Origin of the sequence: Variovorax ginsengisoli (genome assembly GCF_030811835.1) — a bacterium.
In the GTDB taxonomy this organism is placed as follows: domain Bacteria; phylum Pseudomonadota; class Gammaproteobacteria; order Burkholderiales; family Burkholderiaceae_C; genus Variovorax; species Variovorax ginsengisoli_C.
On the sequence record NZ_JAUSRO010000026.1, the window covers coordinates 1 to 17,158 of the forward strand.

Sequence of the window (17,158 nt, forward strand, 5' to 3'; positions counted from 1 at the left end):
AGCGGCTTGTCGACCACCGGCAGCATTTCCTTGGGCTGGGCCTTGGTGGCGGGCAGGAAGCGGGTGCCGAAGCCTGCGACGGGGAAGACGGCTTTCCGGATGCGCGTGGTCGAAGTGGACATGTTGTACAAGGAAGTTGACGTTCTGGAGATATTACGTGCAGTCGGGGACACGGCCGTGTCAGCCGAGACGCAGAAGCTGCGCCTGCAGCCGCTCGATCGTTGCGCTGAAGTCGCTCAGGCGCTTGCGTTCCTGTTCAATCACCGCGGGTGGTGCCTTGGCCACGAAAGCCTCGTTGCCCAGTTTGCCGTTGACCTTGCCGATTTCGCCTTCGATGCGAGCAATTTCCTTAGCAATGCGTGCTTTTTCCGCCACCTTGTCGACTTCCATGTGCAGACAGAAGCGTGCCGCCCCGACCACGGCCACCGGGGATGCCTCGGCCGCTGCCGACCAGCTGGCCTCGTCATCGAACACGCGCACTTCCTTGAGCTTGGCCAGCGCCTGCAGCACCGGCGCCACGTCGCGCAGGAATGCACTGTCGGCCGCATCGTCGGCCACCGCGTAAAGCGGCAGCCGGGTCGCGGGCGACACGTTCATCTCGCTGCGCAGCGTGCGGCAGGCGTCGACCAGGGCCTTCAGGCGCGCGACGTGCGCTTCGGCAGCGTCGTCGATCTTTTCGGGCTGGCTCTGCGGATAGGCCGCGATCATGATCGACGCGCCTGCGCGGCCCGCAACCGGGGCCACCTTCTGCCAGAGTTCTTCCGTGATGAACGGAATCACCGGGTGCGCCAGGCGTAACAGGGTTTCCAGCGTGCGAATGAGCGTGCGCCGGGTGGCGCGCTGCTGCGCGTCGGTGCCGGTCTGGATCTGCACCTTGGCGATCTCCAGGTACCAGTCGCAGAACTCGTCCCACGCGAACTGGTAGATGGATGTGGCGACGTTGTCGAGGCGGTAGTCCTCGAAGCCCTTGGCGACCTCGGCCTCGACGCGCTGCAGGCGCGAGGCGATCCAGCGGTCGGCCTGGCTGAACTGCATGTAGCCGTGGGCCGTGCCGCCCGGCGCGCAGTCGGCCTTGGTGTGTTCCATCAGCCCGCAGTCTTGCCCTTCGCAGTTCATCAGCACGAAGCGCGTGGCGTTCCAGAGCTTGTTGCAGAAGTTGCGGTAGCCCTCGCAGCGCTTCGAATCGAAGTTGATGCTGCGGCCTAGCGAGGCCAGCGACGCGAAGGTGAAACGGAGTGCATCGGCGCCAAACGCGGGGATGCCTTCGGGAAATTCCTTTTCCGTCTGCTTGCGCACCTTGGGCGCGGTCTCGGGCTTGCGCAGGCCCTGGGTGCGCTTGTCGAGCAGCTCGGGCAGCGCGATGCCGTCGATCAGGTCGACCGGGTCGAGCACGTTGCCCTCGGACTTGCTCATCTTCTTGCCTTGCGCGTCGCGCACCAGGCCGTGGATGTAGACGTCCTTGAACGGCACCTGGCCGGTGAAGTGCTTGGTCATCATGATCATCCTGGCCACCCAGAAGAAGATGATGTCGTAGCCAGTGACCAGCACGTTCGACGGCAGGTAGCGCGCCAGGTCGTCGGTCTTCTCGGGCCAGCCGAGGGACGAGAAGGGCACCAGCGCCGCGGAGTACCAGGTGTCGAGCACGTCCTCGTCGCGGCGCAGTTTCTTGCCCGGCGCCTTGGCCTGCGCCTCGGCCTCGTCGTGCGCGACGTAGGCGTTGCCGTCCTCGTCGTACCAGGCGGGAATCTGGTGGCCCCACCACAATTGCCGCGAGATGGTCCAGTCCTGGATGTTCTCCATCCAGTGGTTGTAGGTGTTGACCCAGTTCTCGGGCACGAAGCGCACCTCGCCCGACTTCACCACGTCGATCGCTTTTTGCGCGATCGAGCTGCCGTCGGCGCCGGCCTTGGTCATGGCCACGTACCACTGGTCGGTCAGCATCGGCTCGACCACGGCACCGCTGCGGGCGCAGCGCGGCACCATCAGCTTGTGCTTCTTCACTTCGACCAGCAGGCCGAGCGCGTCGAGGTCGGCGACGATCGCCTTGCGCGCCACGAAGCGGTCCATGCCGCGGTACTTCTCGGGCGCGTTGTCGTTGATGGTCGCGTCGAGCGTCAGCACGCCGATCATCTCGAGCTTGTGGCGCTGGCCGACGGCGTAGTCGTTGTAGTCGTGGGCGGGTGTGACCTTCACGACGCCGGTGCCGAAGGCCTTGTCGACGTAGTCGTCCGCAATGATCGGGATGAGCTTGTCGACCAGCGGCAGCTTCACGTTCTTGCCGATGAGGTGTTGGTAGCGCTCGTCGTCCGGATGCACCATCACCGCCGTGTCGCCCAGCATGGTCTCGGGGCGCGTGGTGGCCACCACCAGCGTGCCGCTGCCGTCTTCCAGCGGGTAGGCGATGTGCCAGAGCGAGCCGTCTTCTTCCTCGCTCTCGACTTCCAGGTCGCTCACCGAGGTCTTGAGCACCGGGTCCCAGTTGCCCAGGCGCTTGCCGCGGTAGATGAGGCCTTCGTCGTAGAGCTTCACGAAGGTGTCGGTCACCACGGCCGAGAGGTCCTCGTCCATGGTGAAGTACTCGCGGCTCCAGTCGACCGTGTCGCCCATGCGGCGCATCTGGCCGGTGATGGTGTTGCCGGACTTCTCCTTCCACTCCCACACCTTGGCGACGAAGTTCTTGCGCGCCTCGGCGGGCGTCGGGCCCATGTCATGGCGGCTGATCTTCTGTTCCTGCAACTGGCGCTCCACCACGATCTGCGTGGCGATGCCCGCGTGGTCGGTGCCCGGCAGCCACAGCGTGTTGTCCCCCTTCATGCGGTGGTAGCGCGTGAGGCTGTCCATGATCGTCTGGTTGAACGCATGGCCCATGTGCAGCGTGCCGGTCACGTTCGGCGGCGGCAGCTGGATGGCGAACGAATCGGCGCCTTCCTGGGGCTGCTGGGTGCCACGGAAACCGGCCTTGGCGTAGCCGCGCTGTTCCCATTCAGGCCCCCAATGGCGCTCGATGGCCTCGGGTTCGAAGGATTTGGACAGGCTCTCGAGGCCGGGTTGACTCAGGGTGTCGCTCATGGGGTGGCAAATGACGAAAGGCACCGTCGGGTGCCGTCGCTGACAGGATGGGGAAGCCTCGATTTTACCGGGGGCGTGCGGCACCTGGCTGCGGCTTGCCACGGGCCGCACCCATAATTCCACGCATGCTGTTCCTGCTCTCACCTGCCAAGTCGCTCGACTACGACACACCCGTTCCCGCCGATCTGCCCGCGACCCAGCCCGTCTTCGAGGGCGCCAAGGGCCCCGCGAACGAACTCATCGGCCTGTTGCGCGAGAAATCGCCGCAGCAGATCGCTGAGCTCATGCATCTGTCGGACAAGCTGTCGACGCTCAATTTCGACCGCTATGCCGCCTGGTCGCCCAAGGGCACGGCGAAGAATGCGCGCCAGGCGGCGCTCGCCTTCAATGGGGACGTGTACGGTGGGCTCGATGCGAAGACGCTGACGGCCAAGCAGCTCGAATGGGCGCAGGACCACCTCTGCATCCTCAGCGGCTTGTACGGCGTGCTGCGGCCGCTCGACCGCCTCCAGCCCTACCGACTGGAAATGGGCACGGCACTGTCCAATCCGCACGGCAAGGACCTCTATGCCTTCTGGGGAACTCGCATCGCCGACCATCTCAACCAGCGGCTGGCGGCCGACCGCACGCCGGTGGTGATCAACCTCGCCTCGCAGGAGTACTTCAAGGCAGTCGATACGAAAGTGCTCAGGGCGCGCGTCGTCGACTGCGTGTTCGAGGACTGGAAGACCGACAAGTACAAGATCATCAGCTTCCATGCCAAGCGGGCGCGTGGCCTGATGGCGCGTTGGGCGGTATTGCACAAGGCGGCCACGCCCAAGGCGCTGGAGAAGTTCGACCTCGAAGGCTACGCTTTCGCTGATGCACTGTCGACGACGCAGCGGCTGGTGTTTCGCCGCAAGGCCTGATATTCACGGAGGTGGTAATGAGTCAAGTGGTCAGTTCTGAACTGCGCGCGTGGATGATCGAGCAGCTGGCGGCCGGCCATTCGGTACCCGCACTGCGTCGGTCCATGCTGGAGTCCGGCTGGCGCGACGAGGTCGCCGACGCGGCACTGGCGGAGATCGGGAAGGCTGCACCCGATGCCACTCCTGCGTTGGCGGTGCCCGTGCCCGTGCCGGGGCCTGACCTCGCCAATGCGCCGCTGTACATCGATGCCGGCGACCGGCAGGTCGCGGTGCTGCAGACCCTGGCCCATCCGCGCGTGGTGGTGTTCGGCAACCTGCTGTCGGATGCCGAGTGCGATGCGCTGATCGCCGCGGCGCGTGTGCGGCTGGCGCGCTCGCTCACCGTGGAGACGCAGACCGGCGGCGAGGCCGTCAACGTCGACCGCACCAGCGAAGGCATGTTCTTCGAGCGCGGCGAAAACCCCGTGGTTGCGTGCATCGAGCAGCGCATCGCGCGGCTGCTGCGCTGGCCGCTCGAATTCGGCGAAGGCCTGCAGGTGCTGCGCTATGCGCCGGGCGCGCAGTACCGCCCGCACTACGACTACTTCGATCCGGGCGAGCCCGGCACGCCGACGATCCTGCGCCGCGGCGGCCAGCGCGTGGGCACGCTGGTGATGTACCTGCAAGCGCCCGCCCGGGGCGGCGCGACCACGTTCCCTGATGTCGGCCTGGAAGTGGCGCCCCAGCGCGGCACGGCCGTCTTTTTCAGCTACGACCGGCCTGACCCGTCCACCCGCACGCTGCATGGCGGCGCGCCGGTGCTCTCGGGCGAGAAATGGGTCGCCACCAAATGGCTGCGCGAGCGGCAGTTCACCTGAGGTTCGGCACGCATCCATGAAAGTCACAGCCAACGGCATCCAGATCGAAGTCGAAGACACCGGCGGGGCCGATCGGCCCGTCGTTATGCTCATCATGGGCCTGGGCATGCAGCTCATCGCCTGGCCGGATGCGCTGGTACAGGCGCTCGTGGACGCGGGCTTTCGCGTGATCCGCCACGACAACCGCGACTCGGGCCTGTCCGACGGATTCGACCACCTGGGCACCGGCAACCTGTTCTGGCAGGGGCTGCGCCATCGCTTCGGGCTGCCGGTGCGGTCGACCTACGGGCTGCAGGACATGGCAGCCGATGCGCTGGGTGTGCTCGATGCACTGCAGATCGACCGCGTGCACGTGGTCGGCGCGTCGATGGGCGGGATGATCGCCCAGCGGCTGGCCGCCACCGCGCCCGCACGCGTCGCCAGCCTCACCAGCATCATGAGTTCGAGTGGTGCGCGCGGCCTCCCGGGCCCGCGCGCCGACGTGCTTGGCCTGCTCATGCGCCGGCCGCCCCGCGCAGGCGAAGATGCGCTGGTGGCGCACAGCCAGCGCCTGATCCGGCTGATCTCCGGGCCGGTGTATGCGCTGGACGATGCCGTCGTCGGTGAGCGTCTGAGGGCGGCCATGCGCCGTGCCTACCGGCCCAAGGGGCTGCTTCGGCAGATGATGGCGGTGGGCGGGGACACCACGCGCGCCGGGCTTCTGGCGCGCATTGCCTGCCCGACACTGGTGCTGCACGGCGATGCCGATCCACTGGTACCCATCGCCTGCGGTCGCGACACCGCGCAACGCATTGCCGGTGCGCGCTTTGTGGCGGTGCCCGACATGGGCCACGACCTGCCGCCCGCGGTTGTCGCACTGCTGCTGCCGCACCTGCTCGACTTTCTTCACACGGCCGTCCGGGCAACGCCTCGGTCTTCCTCATGATTCTTTCCGCATGACCCTCGACAACACGCCCGCTCAGTCGCAGCTTGGCCGCGCTTCGGCCTACCTGGACCACTACGACGCGTCGCTGCTGTTTCCCATCCCGCGCGCCACGCAGCGCGAGGCGATGGGCATCGCGCCCGCTGCCTTGCCCTTCTTCGGCGCCGATCTCTGGACGGCGTTCGAGCTCAGCTGGCTCAACCCGCGCGGCAAGCCCCAGGTGGCGATCGCGCATTTCACCGTACCGTGCGAGACGCCCAACATCATCGAGAGCAAGTCCTTCAAGCTCTACCTCAACAGCTTCAACAGCACCGTGTTCACCGACATCGACGCGGTGCGTGAGCGCTTGCGCACCGACGTGTCGGAGGCTGCCTGGCGCGGCAGCGAGCGCGGCGGCAGCGTCGGTGTTCGCCTGGTGGCGCCGGCGATGTTCGAGCGCGAGCCGTTGCAGGAGCTCGCCGGGGTTGACCTGGATCGCCTGGACATCGAGTGCACGCACTATCAACCGGCGCCCGAGCTGCTGACCAGCGATGTGAGCCAGACGGCCATCAGCGAAACGCTGACCAGCCGGCTGCTCAAGAGCAACTGCCTGGTGACGGGCCAGCCCGACTGGGGCAGTGTGCAGATCAGCTACAGCGGCGCGCCCATCGACCAGGCCGGCCTGCTGGCGTACATCGTGAGCTTTCGCAACCACAACGAATTCCACGAGCCTTGCGCCGAGCGCATGTTCTGGGACATCTGGCGCCGTTGCCGCCCGACGCGGTTGAGCGTCTATGCGCGATACACCCGGCGCGGCGGGCTGGACATCAATCCGTTTCGCACCAGCGGACCGCAAACCCTGCCTGCCAACGCTCGAACGGCGAGACAGTAGGCGTACGCCTACATCCATGGGCCTGTCGCGCCGCCGATACTCTAGGCAACCCGGGTTTTTGACAGGAATATTGAAGTGAACGTGCTGATCGTCGATGACAACGAAGCGGCTGCCGATCTGTTGCTGGAACTGCTTTCGCTGCAGGACCACAAGGCGCGCTGCACTTATTCGGCCAAGCAGGCACTGGAAGCGGCCGCCGAGGAGACCTTCGATGTGGCGCTGCTCGACCTGACACTGCCCGACCTGCCGGGCACCGAGGTTGCGCGCCAACTGCGAGCTTTGCCGCATCCGCCCCTGCTGGTGGCCGTCACCGGCTTTTCCGCGCGCGACGCCCATGGCGGCGAGCCCGGCCTGTTCGACCATCACCTGCAAAAGCCGATCGACTTCGATGCACTCGACCGCATCCTTGCCGAAACCAGCGCCAAGGCAGCGGCACGCGGATGAAGGCCTCACCCGGTGCTCGCAGCTGGATCGCCGCGGGCGTTCGCCATGAATTGCTCACGCGTGCGCTGCCCGCGCTGCGGCACGACATGTCGGCGCCCGTGTCCGTCATGCGCATGGGCTTGCTCATGCTCAAGCGGCAGGTCGCCACTGCGACCATCGATCCCGCGGCCTGCCAGGAGCGCGTGGCGCTCATCGACAGCCAGATTGGCGAATTGGTCTCGGCGGTGCGGTCCCTGCGCAACTGGGAGCTCTCGACCAGCGAAGAAGGCATCACCCGCGCGGCGCTGGTGAGCCAGTGTGTTGCGCTCATGCGGCCAGCCTTCGATCTGCAGGGCATTCGCATCGAGGTCGACGAAGCGATCGTGCCCGCACGCGACACGCCGGTCCCTCCGGTGGGCGAGGCTGAGACTGAGGCTCCCACATGGCCTGCAGGTGCGGCATTGCGCTACCTCCTGTTGGGCGCCTTGGGTTTCCTGCAGGACTCGGTAGACCGCGTCAGCGCGATTCGCATCACGCGCGAGGGGCACGACGGACTTTGCTTGGCTGTGGTCGCCCACGGCACCGAGGGCGCCGATGCAATGGCAGCGCACCGCGCACCGCGAAAACTGGCGATCGATGCGGTGGCCATGCAGTCGTTGGCAGACGACCTGGGCTACACGCTCGATTTGGATCGCGACACCGTTCGTTTCAAGCTTGCCGCAGGCTGAGCACGCACCGATGCGTTGCGTCGGTGGGCACGCAGAAATGCCAGCAATCGCGCTTCCGCAGCATGAAGCAGGCGTCGTGCACGCGTACCGCCTGAGATCTTCTGCCAGATGTCGTTCATCGCACCTGCGTCGTCGGCCAGCGTGCTTCCGAGCGAAAGCACGGCGGGGTGCACGTAGGCCTTCTTGCACACTGCAGGCGTGTTGCCCAACTGGCGCGCTACCGCGGCAATGATTTCCTTGGCGTTGTAGCGAAGGGCCTGTGTTCCAGCCTGTGAATCGGGCTTCGCGTTGCAGGCGAGTCGCGTGAGTTCCAGTGCCTGGGTCGTGCCGTGCCAGGTGCGAAAGTCCTTGGCGGTGAAGTTGTCGCCGGCGGCCTCGCGCAGGTAATCGTTGACGTCCGTCGAAGACAGCCCATGCGGTGTGCCGTTGTCGTCCTGGTACTGGAACAGTTCCTGCCCCGGCAATTGCTGGCAACGGCGCACCAGCCGGGCCACGCGTGCATCGTCCACGGTGGCCTCGTGCATTACGCCGCTCTTGCCACGGAATTTAAGGCGCAACGCCCCACCGCGTACCGCTGCGTGGTGGTTGCGCAAGGTGGTCAGGCCGAAGGAGCCGTTGCTGCTCGCATACGTTTCGTTGCCCACGCGCAGGAACGTCGTGTCGAGCAGGCGCACGATGGTCGCGAGCACCCGTTCCCGGGTGAGCGGCGCACCAACGGTCCCCGTTTTCATGTCGCGTGCCACGCGGGCCCGGATGCGCGGCAGCGCCAGGCCGAAGGCCTCGAGCCGCTCGAACTTGGCCTCGTCCTTGAGAACACGCCAGTCCGCGTGATAGCGGTACTGTTTGCGCCCGCGTGCGTCGAGTCCGGTGGCCTGCAGGTGGCCGTGCGGCAATGGGCAGATCCAAACGTCGGTGTAGGCTGGCGGGATCGCGAGGCTGCGGATACGGGCAATGTCGTCGGCGTCGCTGAGCCAGCGGCCTTGCGCATCCTTGTAGCGGAAGCTGGCTCCCCGTTTGAAACGCCTCAGACCCGGCATGTCGGGGTTGACATAGACCAGGCCATTGGCGAGTCGGGCGGGGTGCAGGGAAGTGGGGTTGGGCATGGCGATGGCGGCTGTGGGATGCCCAGAATGCAGGGGGCCACGTCAGCGCCGTGTAGGACGCCGCAAATGCAGGCGGTGCGTGCGATCCCCTTGTCGGCCGTCGCTCAGAACAGCGACGCTGTGGCCTGTCCGTTCGTCGCGCCGGTCGCTCGGTCACTGCCCCGTTTTCTGGATGGTGCGCCGGCGTTGGCTTCGGAGCTGCCGGCGCGCACCAGTGCACCCACGCGGACGCCGATCAGCCGCAGCGGCCGTTCCAGCGGGACCCGCTTAAGACACTGGCCAGCGGTCTGCCGAATGGCCTTGGCGTCGTCGATGAAGCGGTCGATCGTCTGGTCGCGGGTGGCGATCTGGAAGTTGTCGTAACGCAGCTTGATGCCGATGGTCTTGCCGACGTAGCCCTTGCGCTGCAGGTCTTCGGCAACCTTCTGGCAAAGGTGCGTGAAGATCGCACCGAGCTCGGCACGGTCTCGCACGGCATGCAGATCGCGCTCGAACGTGGTCTCTCGGCTCATCGATACCGGCTCGCTTTCGGTGACGACCGGGCGCTCATCGCGACCCCAGGAAACCTCGTGCATCCAGGCGCCAGTGGCCTTGCCGAAGTGGGCGATCAGCCAGTCACGCTCGCGCGATGCGATATCGCCGACCGTGCGCAGGCCGAAGCGTTCGAGCTTGGCATCGGCTTTCGGGCCGATGCCGTTGACCTTGCGCGCGGGCAATGGCCAGATCAGCGTTTGCAGGTCGCTCTCGTGAACGATCGAGATGCCGTTGGGCTTGTTGAATTCGCTGGCCATCTTGGCGATCAGCTTGTTCGGCGCGACGCCGATCGAGCACGTCAGGCCGGTGGCCTGAAAGATCGATTTCTGGATCAGCCGTGCCAATACGCGGCCGCCCTCGCGCTGGCCGCCGGGCACATCGGTGAAGTCGATGTAGACCTCGTCGACGCCGCGGTCCTCCATGAGCGGTGCGATCTCCAGGATGACCTGCTTGAACTGGCGGGAGAAGGCGCGGTAACGCTCGAAGTCCACCGGCAGCAGGATGGCTTGCGGGCACAGCTTGGCGGCCTTCATGAGCCCCATGGCAGAGCCGATGCCGAACTGGCGCGCGGGGTAGGTGGCGGTGGTGATGACGCCACGCCCGGTGTAGTCCTTGAGCACCGGAAAGGCGGCCAGCGGGATGTCGGCCAGCGTGGCGCCCTCGGGCAGGTCCTGGATCGCCTCATCGACCTTGCGCCTTCCGCCGCCGATGACCACCGGCAGGCCCTTGAGTTGTGGGTAGCGCAACAATTCGGCAGACGCGTAGAAGGCGTCCATGTCGAGGTGGGCAATGCGGCGGATCGGAGCGTTCACGTCCGCGATTTTGAAGGCTTCGCGGTGCGAGTGCCGACCGGCGCCCCGAAGCCCGTTGGTCGGTGGCTGACTGGAGGCTGACCGGCGCGGGCCTGGACGCGGCCGATCTGCCCGGGAAAAGCCGTGTACGCCGGCCTGCGCGCAGTGCTCTAATTCACATTTCGATCCACGCAATCCGACATACGGTCGGTCCGCACCAAGGCATTCCAATGACAACACAGCCAGGCCCTGAAAAACGCCCGTTCTATCGCTCACTCTATTTGCAGGTGATCACCGCCGTCGTGATCGGCGTGCTGCTGGGCCATTTCTATCCGCAGACCGGTGAGGCCATGAAGCCGCTGGGTGATGGCTTCATCAAGTTGATCAAGATGATCATCGCGCCGATCATTTTCTGTACCGTCGTGGTCGGCATCGCCGGCATGGAGGACATGAAGAAGGTCGGCAAGACCGGTGGCCTGGCACTGCTCTACTTCGAGGTGGTCAGCAGCATCGCGCTGGTGGTCGGGCTGGTGCTGGTCAACGTGTTCAAGCCCGGCGCGGGCATGAACATCGATCCGTCGACGATCGACACCAAGTCCATCGCCGCCTACACCGGTCCAGGCAAGATGCAGGGCACGACCGATTTCTTGCTCAACATCATCCCCAACACGCTGGTCGACGCCTTCGCCAAGGGCGAGATCCTGCAGGTGCTGCTGATCGCGGTGCTCTTCGGCTTCGCGCTGCACAAGTTCGGTGGACGCGGCACGCTGGTGTTCGACGTGATCGAAAAGGGCTCGCATGTGCTCTTCGGCATTGTCAATTCCATCATGAAGCTTGCGCCCATCGGGGCCTTCGGTGCCATGGCGTTCACCATCGGTAAATACGGCGTCGTGTCGCTGTTTTCGCTCGGCAAGCTGATGGCGGTGTTCTACATGACCTGCCTGCTGTTCGTTTTCGTGGTGCTGGGGCTCATTGCCCGCTTCCACGGCTTCAGCATCTGGAAGTTCGTCAAGTACATCAAGGAAGAACTGCTGATCGTGCTGGGCACGTCGTCGTCCGAATCCGTGCTGCCGCGCATGATGGAGAAGATGGAGAACCTCGGCGCCAAGAAGACCGTGGTGGGCCTGGTGATTCCCACCGGCTACTCCTTCAACCTCGACGGCACCTCGATCTACCTGACGATGGCTGCCGTGTTCATCGCGCAGGCGACCAACACCGACATGTCGCTCACGCAGGAGCTCACCCTGCTGGCGGTGCTGCTGCTCACGTCCAAGGGTGCGGCGGGCGTGACCGGCAGCGGCTTCATCGTGCTGGCGGCCACGCTGTCGGCGGTGGGCCACGTGCCGGTGGCGGGTCTCGCGCTGATTCTGGGCATCGACCGCTTCATGTCCGAAGCCCGCGCGTTGACCAACCTGGTCGGCAACGGCGTGGCCACCCTCGTGGTCGCCAAGTGGACCGGCGAGCTCAACGAGAAGCGTCTGCAGGCAGGGCTGAACAACGAAACCTGGGTCGAAGCCGACGAGCCTGAGGTGCTGATCAATGCGAAGACCGAGCACATGGCCGGCGGCTCCCCGCGCGCCTGAGTTCGCTGCCCCTCTCGCTTGCATGTCGTTCTTTCGGCATCTTGCTCTCGGGGCGACGATCGCGCTCGGAGCGGCCAGCGCCTTCGCGGCACCAGCGGACAGCGCACCGCATCCGGCCGACTGCCCGGCCACCGTCCCCGCCGACGCCCGCTGCTACAACGGCCGCGATGGCGAAGGCGCGCTCTACTGGATCGCCATTCCTGCGCAATGGCAGCGGGACGTGCTGGTGATGCACACGCACGGCGGCCCGTCGCTGGGTGCGCCGACGCTGCAGCGTGGCGCGGAGGACCTGACGCGCTGGTCCGTGATGGTCAAGGCGGGCTACGCCTGGGCCGGCTCGACCTATCGCCGCGGCGGCTACGGCGTGACGATGGCGGCCGAGGACACCGAACGGCTGCGCAAGCTCTTCATCGCGAACTTCGGCCAGCCGCGGCGCACCGTGCTGCATGGCCAGAGCTATGGCGGCGGCGTGGCGTCCAAGGCCGCGGAACTGTACGGCCCGGTCCCCGGCGAGCGGCCCGCCTACGACGGCGTGCTGCTCACCAGCGGCGTGCTCGGCGGCGGGGTCGACGCCTATGCGTTCCGGCTCGACCTGCGCGTCGTCTACCAGCATGTCTGCCGCAACCATCCCAAGCCCGACGAGCCGCAGTACCCGCTGTGGATGGGCCTGCCCGCCGGCGCCACGCTCACGCGCCATCAGCTCGCCGAACGCGTCAAGGAGTGCACTGGCGTGGGGCTGCCCGCGGCGCAGCGCAGTGCGGCGCAGACGGCGCGGCTGAAGACCATCCTCTCGGTGGTGAAGATCCCCGAACGCACCCTGGTGGCCCACCTCGACTGGGCGACCTGGCTGTTCGAGGACCTCACGCAGAAGCGGCTCGCGGGCCGCAACCCGTTCGGCAATGCGCGCGTGGTCTACAGCGGCTCGGCGGACGATGCAGCACTCAACGCCGGCGTGCTGCGCTACGAGGCCGACCCACAGGCCGTAGGCATGCTGAGCAACGACAGCCGCCCGACCGGTCGGCTGCGCCTGCCGGTGCTCACGTTGCACGCCATCCATGACCCCACGGCCTTCGTCGAACTGGAGAGTGCGTACCGGAACATCATCGATGCGGCCGGTTCATCCGACCGGCTGGTGCAGACCTTCAGCGACGAATCGCAGCACAGCTACCTGAGCGATGCGGAGTACCCGGCGCTGATGACCTCACTGCTCGACTGGATCGACCGCGGCGAAAAGCCGACGCCGCAGAAGGTCGCCGCCCTCTGCGCGCGCTATGAGGCTGGCTTCGGCAAGGGCTGCCACCTGCGCCCCGACTACACGCCGCCGCCGCTGGCGACCCGTACCCCTGCCGCAGGACGCTGAGTCCCTCGGCCGCTGAGGTCAGTGGTCGTGGTGCAGGTAGCTGGCCTGCCGCGGCAGCCGCCAGCTCACCGCGAAGGCGATGACCATCATCGCCGTCACGTACCAGTAGAAGGCCGACTCGTGGCCGAGCGACTTGAGGCCCAGCGCCACGTACTCTGCCGAGCCGCCGAAGATCGCATTGGCCACGGCATAGGCCAGGCCCACGCCGAGTGCGCGCACTTCGGGCGGAAACATCTCGGCCTTCACGATGCCGCTGATGGAGGTGTAGAAGCTGACGATGGCCAGCGCCAGGATGATCAGCAGGAAGGCGACCACCGGGTTCGTCACGTGCTGCAGGCCGGTCAGGATCGGCACCGTTGCCAGCGCACCGAGTCCACCGAACAGCAGCATGTTGTTGCGGCGGCCGATGCGATCCGACAGCGCGCCGAACACCGGCTGCATGCACATGTAGACGAACAGCGCGGCCGTCATGACGTAGCTGGTCGTCTTGATCGGCAGGTGCACCGTGTTCACGAGGTACTTCTGCATGTACGTCGTGAAGGTGTAGAAGATCAGCGATCCGCCAGCGGTGTAGCCCAGCACCGTGAAGAAGGCCGCCTTGTGGTGCCTGAAGAGCCCGGCCATGCTGCCGGCTTCCTTGTTGGCCTTGGCTTCGGCCGTCTGCGTTTCGTGCAGCGTGCGGCGCAGCAGCAGCGCGACGACGGCGGCGACCGCGCCGATCGCGAAGGGGATGCGCCAGCCCCAGGCCTTCAGCTCGGCCTCCGACAGGAACTGCTCCATCACGACGATCACCAGCACCGCGAGGAGCTGGCCGCCGATGAGCGTGACGTACTGGAAGGACGAGAAAAAGCCGCGCTGGCCGCGCAGCGCGACCTCGCTCATGTAGGTGGCCGTGGTGCCGTACTCGCCACCGACCGACAGGCCCTGGAACAGGCGGCACACCAGCAGCAGTAAGGGCGCCCATGCCCCGATCTGCGCATAAGTCGGCAAGCAGGCGATGACCAGCGAGCCGCCGCACATCATCGCGACCGAGATCAGCAATGAGGTCTTGCGGCCCATGCGGTCGGCGATGCGGCCGAAGAGCCAGCCGCCGATGGGGCGCATGAGAAAGCCCGCGGCGAACACGCCTGCGGTGTTCAGCAGCTGAGCGGTCGGGTCGGACTTGGGGAAGAACGCCGGCGCGAAGTAGAGCGCGGAGAAGGCATAGACGTAGAAGTCGAACCACTCGACCAGATTGCCGGACGAGGCCGCCATGATGGCGAAGATGCGGTGGCGTTTCTCTTCGGTGGTGTAGGCGCGCGGCGCGCCCTTGATGCCCACGACGGGAGGAGCAGTGACAGACATGGAATCGCCTTGTTATGTGGATGTTGGCGTTCACCATTCTGCGACGCGACAGCGACCTCCGCTGTCGGCGAGCAGCGCATCCGACGCCTCGGAGGGGGTATGTCGCTACCGCCCGGTAGCTCAGGGCCGGCGTGCCACTGGCGTCAGCACGCCGGCACCACGCACCTCGATGCGCACGCTGTCGAGCACCTCGCCGCGGGCGTCGGCCAGCTCGATCACATGGCGGCCGGGCCAGGGCATCCACTGCGCCTGGTTGCCGCGCGCGAACGCCTTGCCGTCGATGCGCCACTGCAGGCCCTGTCCCTGCGCCTCGAAGCGCACGCGCTGGCGGTTGGGCGGGATGTCGGGGTCGATCGCGATGATCGACCCGTCGGCTGGCGAGGTGATGCGGTTGCCCGCGTCTGCCGCCGCGGCATCGGTCGCGAAGACGCGTTGCTCGGTGCCGGCGATGAACCATTCGCTGCGCGGCGCTTCGAGGTCGTTGCCGAAGCGCACCGGCACCTGTACCACACCGGGCGGCGGCGTGGGTGCGCGGCTCGGCTCGCGCGCATGCAGGAAGCCCATCACCTCGGCCCACACCGGCGCCGCGCCAGTGGTGCCGCTCACGTCCCACATCGGCGCGCCGCTCGCATTGCCGACCCACACCCCCACGGTGTAGCGCTGCGACCAACCGACGGCCCAGTTGTCGCGCATGTCCTTGCTGGTGCCGGTCTTCACCGCCGTCCAGAAGCGGGTGCCCAGCACGCTGTCGATGCCGAAGGTGCGGGTGCGGGCATTGGCATCGGACAGGATGTTGCCCGCGATGAAGGCAGCACGCGGGTCGATCGCCTGCGTGAAGGTGAGGCTTGCCGCTGGCGTGGGGAGCGAGGCCGGCAACACGGCGCGCGTGGGGCTGTATCTCCCTGCGTTGGCAAGCGTGCGATACGCGTTCGTCAAGTTCAGCAGCGACACTTCCGCACTGCCAAGCGCCAGGCTGTAGCCGTAGTAGCCTCCGCCTTCGCGCAAGGGCAGTCCCGCCGAACGGAGCTGCCGCGCGAAAGATTCGGGTGACACCATCACCAAGGTGCGCACTGCAGGCACGTTCAGCGAGGCGGCCAGCGCGGTGCGCGCCGAAACCATGCCCTTGAACTGGTGGTCGTAGTTCTGCGGAATGTAAAGGCCGCTGGCCGTGTTGATCTGGGCGGACGAATCGTCGATCAGCGACGCGGCGGTGATGCGGCGCTCTGCCAGTGCTTGCGCGTACAGCCACGGCTTGAGCGTGGAGCCCGGCTGGCGAAGTGCCAGCACGCCATCGACTTCGGCGGCTCGGCTCAGCGGGCCAGAAGAACCCACCCATGCAAGCACATCGCCGTTTGCATTGTCGAGGACGACCAGCGCGCCATCTTCGACATGCCGGCCGCGCAATTCGCGCAGGTGACGTTGCAAGGTCTCGAGTGCAAACCGCTGCAAGGGTGCTCGCAGTGTGGACCGTACGGTGGCGGGTGCATCGCCGTGGGCGCCTTGGATCGATTCGCGCACGATCCGTTGGGACAGGTGCGGCGCAATGCCTTCGGTCGGATCGAACGCGCGCCGCTGGAGCGCGGCACTGGTGAACATGTCCAGCGCTTCGCAGTCCGGCGTGCGGGTGGGTTCCATCGCGCGCAGGACGTCGCACGCACGTTGTGCGACCAGTGCGGCGCGTGCATTCGGCGCACGCACCAGAGAGGCCGCCACGGCTGCTTCGCGTGCGTCCAGCCCGTGCGGCGCCTTGCCAAAAAGTGTGCGTGACAGCGCGTCGATGCCGACCAGCTCGCCACGAAACGGAACGGTGTTCAGGTACGCCTCCAGGATCTGGTCCTTGCGCCACTGGCGTTCGAGTTGCGAAGCTGCGACGGTCTGGCCCAGTTTCTGGGTCAGGCTGCGGCCCTGGCTGCTGCGCCGCAAGTCATCGTCGAGCAGGCCCGCGAGCTGCATCGTGATGGTAGAGGCTCCCCGTGTGCGGGTGTTCCAGAGATTGCCCCAGGCTGCCGCCGATACCGCTCGCCAGTCCACGCCGCTGTGCTCGTAAAAGCGGCGGTCTTCGCTGAGTACCATCGCCGTACGAAGTGCAGGCGAAATGTCCGCCAGCGCAATCCATTGCCCTCTGCGCACGGATGCGTCAGTGCGCACGCGTTGCAAGTTATCGCCTTGTCGATCGAGCACCAGCGTGTCGGAAGGGCGGTATGCCGCGCGTACGTCCTCGAAACGCAGGATCGCCGATGCCGAGGTGGCGCAGCTCACCGCGAGCATTGCCAAGGCCAACCGGAAGATCGAGGGAGATAACGGGCGCATGCGCTTGGAGGTGGGGTGAACGAGGGGTGACTGGCCGCTCACTATATATAGAGGACAGTCGCGCCGGAGCGGCGTCGGCGGCGGTGCGTGGGCATCGAACCAACTTTTTCACCTCGGGTGGGTGGCGAGAGCGAAAAAAAGTTCTATACTAGCGGGCTCGACACGAAGCTGACACACGGCGCAAGCGGTGAGGTTGGTGTGGCAGGAGGCCTTCAGGGTTGATCTGCTGGGTGGAGAGAAAAAAGACCTTTAGTTTTGCCTGGATTGAAAAATCCGTGACATAATCGAAGGCTTCGCTGGAAGCGAGTTTGGTGTGACTGAAGAGGTTGTGCTGAGTGAGTGGAGGGTGAAAAAA

General features: G+C 66.2%; 14 protein-coding genes and 1 pseudogene. 8 read left to right on the plus strand and 7 right to left on the minus strand.

Going from position 1 to position 17,158, the window contains the following annotated elements:
- Positions 1 to 122: pseudogene (locus J2W36_RS26095) on the minus strand (UTP--glucose-1-phosphate uridylyltransferase); the annotation flags it as partial.
- Between the two features lie 58 nt (positions 123 to 180).
- Entirely contained in the window at positions 181 to 3,069 is a 2,889-nt protein-coding gene (locus J2W36_RS26100; protein ID WP_307692709.1) for a valine--tRNA ligase, read from the minus strand.
- 125 nt (positions 3,070 to 3,194) lie between these two features.
- On the opposite strand from J2W36_RS26100, the gene yaaA reads away from it, so the two are divergent.
- The 6 genes from yaaA (at position 3,195) to J2W36_RS26130 (ending at position 7,778) form a co-directional block, all read left to right on the plus strand.
- A complete protein-coding gene (gene yaaA / locus J2W36_RS26105; protein ID WP_307692710.1) occupies positions 3,195 to 3,977 on the plus strand; it encodes a peroxide stress protein YaaA in 783 nt (260 codons plus the stop codon).
- Positions 3,978 to 3,994: 17 nt separating this feature from the next.
- Complete coding sequence (locus tag J2W36_RS26110) at positions 3,995 to 4,834, plus strand: 2OG-Fe(II) oxygenase (RefSeq protein ID WP_307692711.1); 840 nt, start codon at positions 3,995 to 3,997, stop codon at positions 4,832 to 4,834.
- A 16-nt stretch (positions 4,835 to 4,850) separates the two neighbouring features.
- Positions 4,851 to 5,759 carry an alpha/beta fold hydrolase gene (locus J2W36_RS26115; RefSeq protein WP_307692712.1) on the plus strand — a complete coding sequence of 303 codons (909 nt, stop codon included), beginning with the start codon at positions 4,851 to 4,853 and terminating at the stop codon, positions 5,757 to 5,759.
- Between the two features lie 10 nt (positions 5,760 to 5,769).
- Positions 5,770 to 6,627 (plus strand): NADPH-dependent 7-cyano-7-deazaguanine reductase QueF, encoded by an 858-nt coding sequence (gene queF / locus J2W36_RS26120; RefSeq protein ID WP_307692713.1) that lies wholly within the window; start codon positions 5,770 to 5,772, stop codon positions 6,625 to 6,627.
- A gap of 75 nt (positions 6,628 to 6,702) precedes the next feature.
- Positions 6,703 to 7,071: a response regulator gene (locus J2W36_RS26125; RefSeq protein WP_307692714.1), complete on the plus strand. Its 369-nt coding sequence runs from the start codon at positions 6,703 to 6,705 to the stop codon at positions 7,069 to 7,071.
- Entirely contained in the window at positions 7,068 to 7,778 is a 711-nt protein-coding gene (locus J2W36_RS26130; protein ID WP_307692715.1) for a hypothetical protein, read from the plus strand. Before J2W36_RS26125 ends, J2W36_RS26130 begins: the two co-directional genes overlap by 4 nt.
- Here the strand turns inward: J2W36_RS26130 and J2W36_RS26135 are convergent.
- Together J2W36_RS26135 and dinB are read right to left on the minus strand one after the other, a co-directional pair.
- Complete coding sequence (locus J2W36_RS26135) at positions 7,724 to 8,881, minus strand: DNA topoisomerase IB (RefSeq protein WP_307692716.1); 1,158 nt, start codon at positions 8,879 to 8,881, stop codon at positions 7,724 to 7,726. The two genes, J2W36_RS26130 and J2W36_RS26135, sit on opposite strands and share 55 nt — an antisense overlap.
- Before the next feature lie 104 nt (positions 8,882 to 8,985).
- Positions 8,986 to 10,191 (minus strand): DNA polymerase IV, encoded by a 1,206-nt coding sequence (gene dinB, locus J2W36_RS26140; RefSeq protein ID WP_307692722.1) that lies wholly within the window; start codon positions 10,189 to 10,191, stop codon positions 8,986 to 8,988.
- A 245-nt stretch (positions 10,192 to 10,436) separates the two neighbouring features.
- Here dinB and J2W36_RS26145 point away from each other — a divergent pair, with 245 nt between their 5' ends.
- Both J2W36_RS26145 and J2W36_RS26150 read left to right on the plus strand, forming a co-directional pair.
- Entirely contained in the window at positions 10,437 to 11,789 is a 1,353-nt protein-coding gene (locus J2W36_RS26145; RefSeq protein WP_307692717.1) for a dicarboxylate/amino acid:cation symporter, read from the plus strand.
- A gap of 22 nt (positions 11,790 to 11,811) precedes the next feature.
- Positions 11,812 to 13,149, plus strand: a complete 1,338-nt coding sequence (locus J2W36_RS26150; RefSeq protein WP_307692718.1) for an alpha/beta hydrolase family protein — start codon at positions 11,812 to 11,814, stop codon at positions 13,147 to 13,149.
- 18 nt (positions 13,150 to 13,167) lie between these two features.
- Here the strand turns inward: J2W36_RS26150 and J2W36_RS26155 are convergent, their stop codons facing one another.
- From J2W36_RS26155 to J2W36_RS26165, 3 genes are all read right to left on the minus strand, one after another.
- Positions 13,168 to 14,493 carry an MFS family transporter gene (locus tag J2W36_RS26155; RefSeq protein ID WP_307692719.1) on the minus strand — a complete coding sequence of 442 codons (1,326 nt, stop codon included), beginning with the start codon at positions 14,491 to 14,493 and terminating at the stop codon, positions 13,168 to 13,170.
- A 120-nt stretch (positions 14,494 to 14,613) separates the two neighbouring features.
- Positions 14,614 to 16,803 (minus strand): penicillin-binding protein 1C, encoded by a 2,190-nt coding sequence (pbpC, locus tag J2W36_RS26160; RefSeq protein ID WP_307692720.1) that lies wholly within the window; start codon positions 16,801 to 16,803, stop codon positions 14,614 to 14,616.
- 148 nt (positions 16,804 to 16,951) lie between these two features.
- On the minus strand, positions 16,952 to 17,158 hold a 207-nt coding region (locus J2W36_RS26165; RefSeq protein WP_307692721.1), incomplete at its 5' end, for a hypothetical protein.

Excerpts from the sequence above, each read along its gene's own strand:
- J2W36_RS26100 (WP_307692709.1), bottom strand. The coding sequence starts at position 3,069 with ATGAGCGACACCCTGAGTCAACCCGGCCTCGAGAGCCTGTCCAAATCC.
- yaaA (WP_307692710.1), top strand. The coding sequence starts at position 3,195 with ATGCTGTTCCTGCTCTCACCTGCCAAGTCGCTCGACTACGACACACCC.
- J2W36_RS26110 (WP_307692711.1), top strand. The coding sequence starts at position 3,995 with ATGAGTCAAGTGGTCAGTTCTGAACTGCGCGCGTGGATGATCGAGCAG.
- J2W36_RS26115 (WP_307692712.1), top strand. The coding sequence starts at position 4,851 with ATGAAAGTCACAGCCAACGGCATCCAGATCGAAGTCGAAGACACCGGC.
- queF (WP_307692713.1), top strand. The coding sequence starts at position 5,770 with ATGACCCTCGACAACACGCCCGCTCAGTCGCAGCTTGGCCGCGCTTCG.
- J2W36_RS26130 (WP_307692715.1), top strand. The coding sequence starts at position 7,068 with ATGAAGGCCTCACCCGGTGCTCGCAGCTGGATCGCCGCGGGCGTTCGC.
- J2W36_RS26135 (WP_307692716.1), bottom strand. The coding sequence starts at position 8,881 with ATGCCCAACCCCACTTCCCTGCACCCCGCCCGACTCGCCAATGGCCTG.
- dinB (WP_307692722.1), bottom strand. The coding sequence starts at position 10,191 with ATGGACGCCTTCTACGCGTCTGCCGAATTGTTGCGCTACCCACAACTC.
- J2W36_RS26145 (WP_307692717.1), top strand. The coding sequence starts at position 10,437 with ATGACAACACAGCCAGGCCCTGAAAAACGCCCGTTCTATCGCTCACTC.
- J2W36_RS26150 (WP_307692718.1), top strand. The coding sequence starts at position 11,812 with ATGTCGTTCTTTCGGCATCTTGCTCTCGGGGCGACGATCGCGCTCGGA.
- J2W36_RS26155 (WP_307692719.1), bottom strand. The coding sequence starts at position 14,493 with ATGTCTGTCACTGCTCCTCCCGTCGTGGGCATCAAGGGCGCGCCGCGC.
- pbpC (WP_307692720.1), bottom strand. The coding sequence starts at position 16,803 with ATGCGCCCGTTATCTCCCTCGATCTTCCGGTTGGCCTTGGCAATGCTC.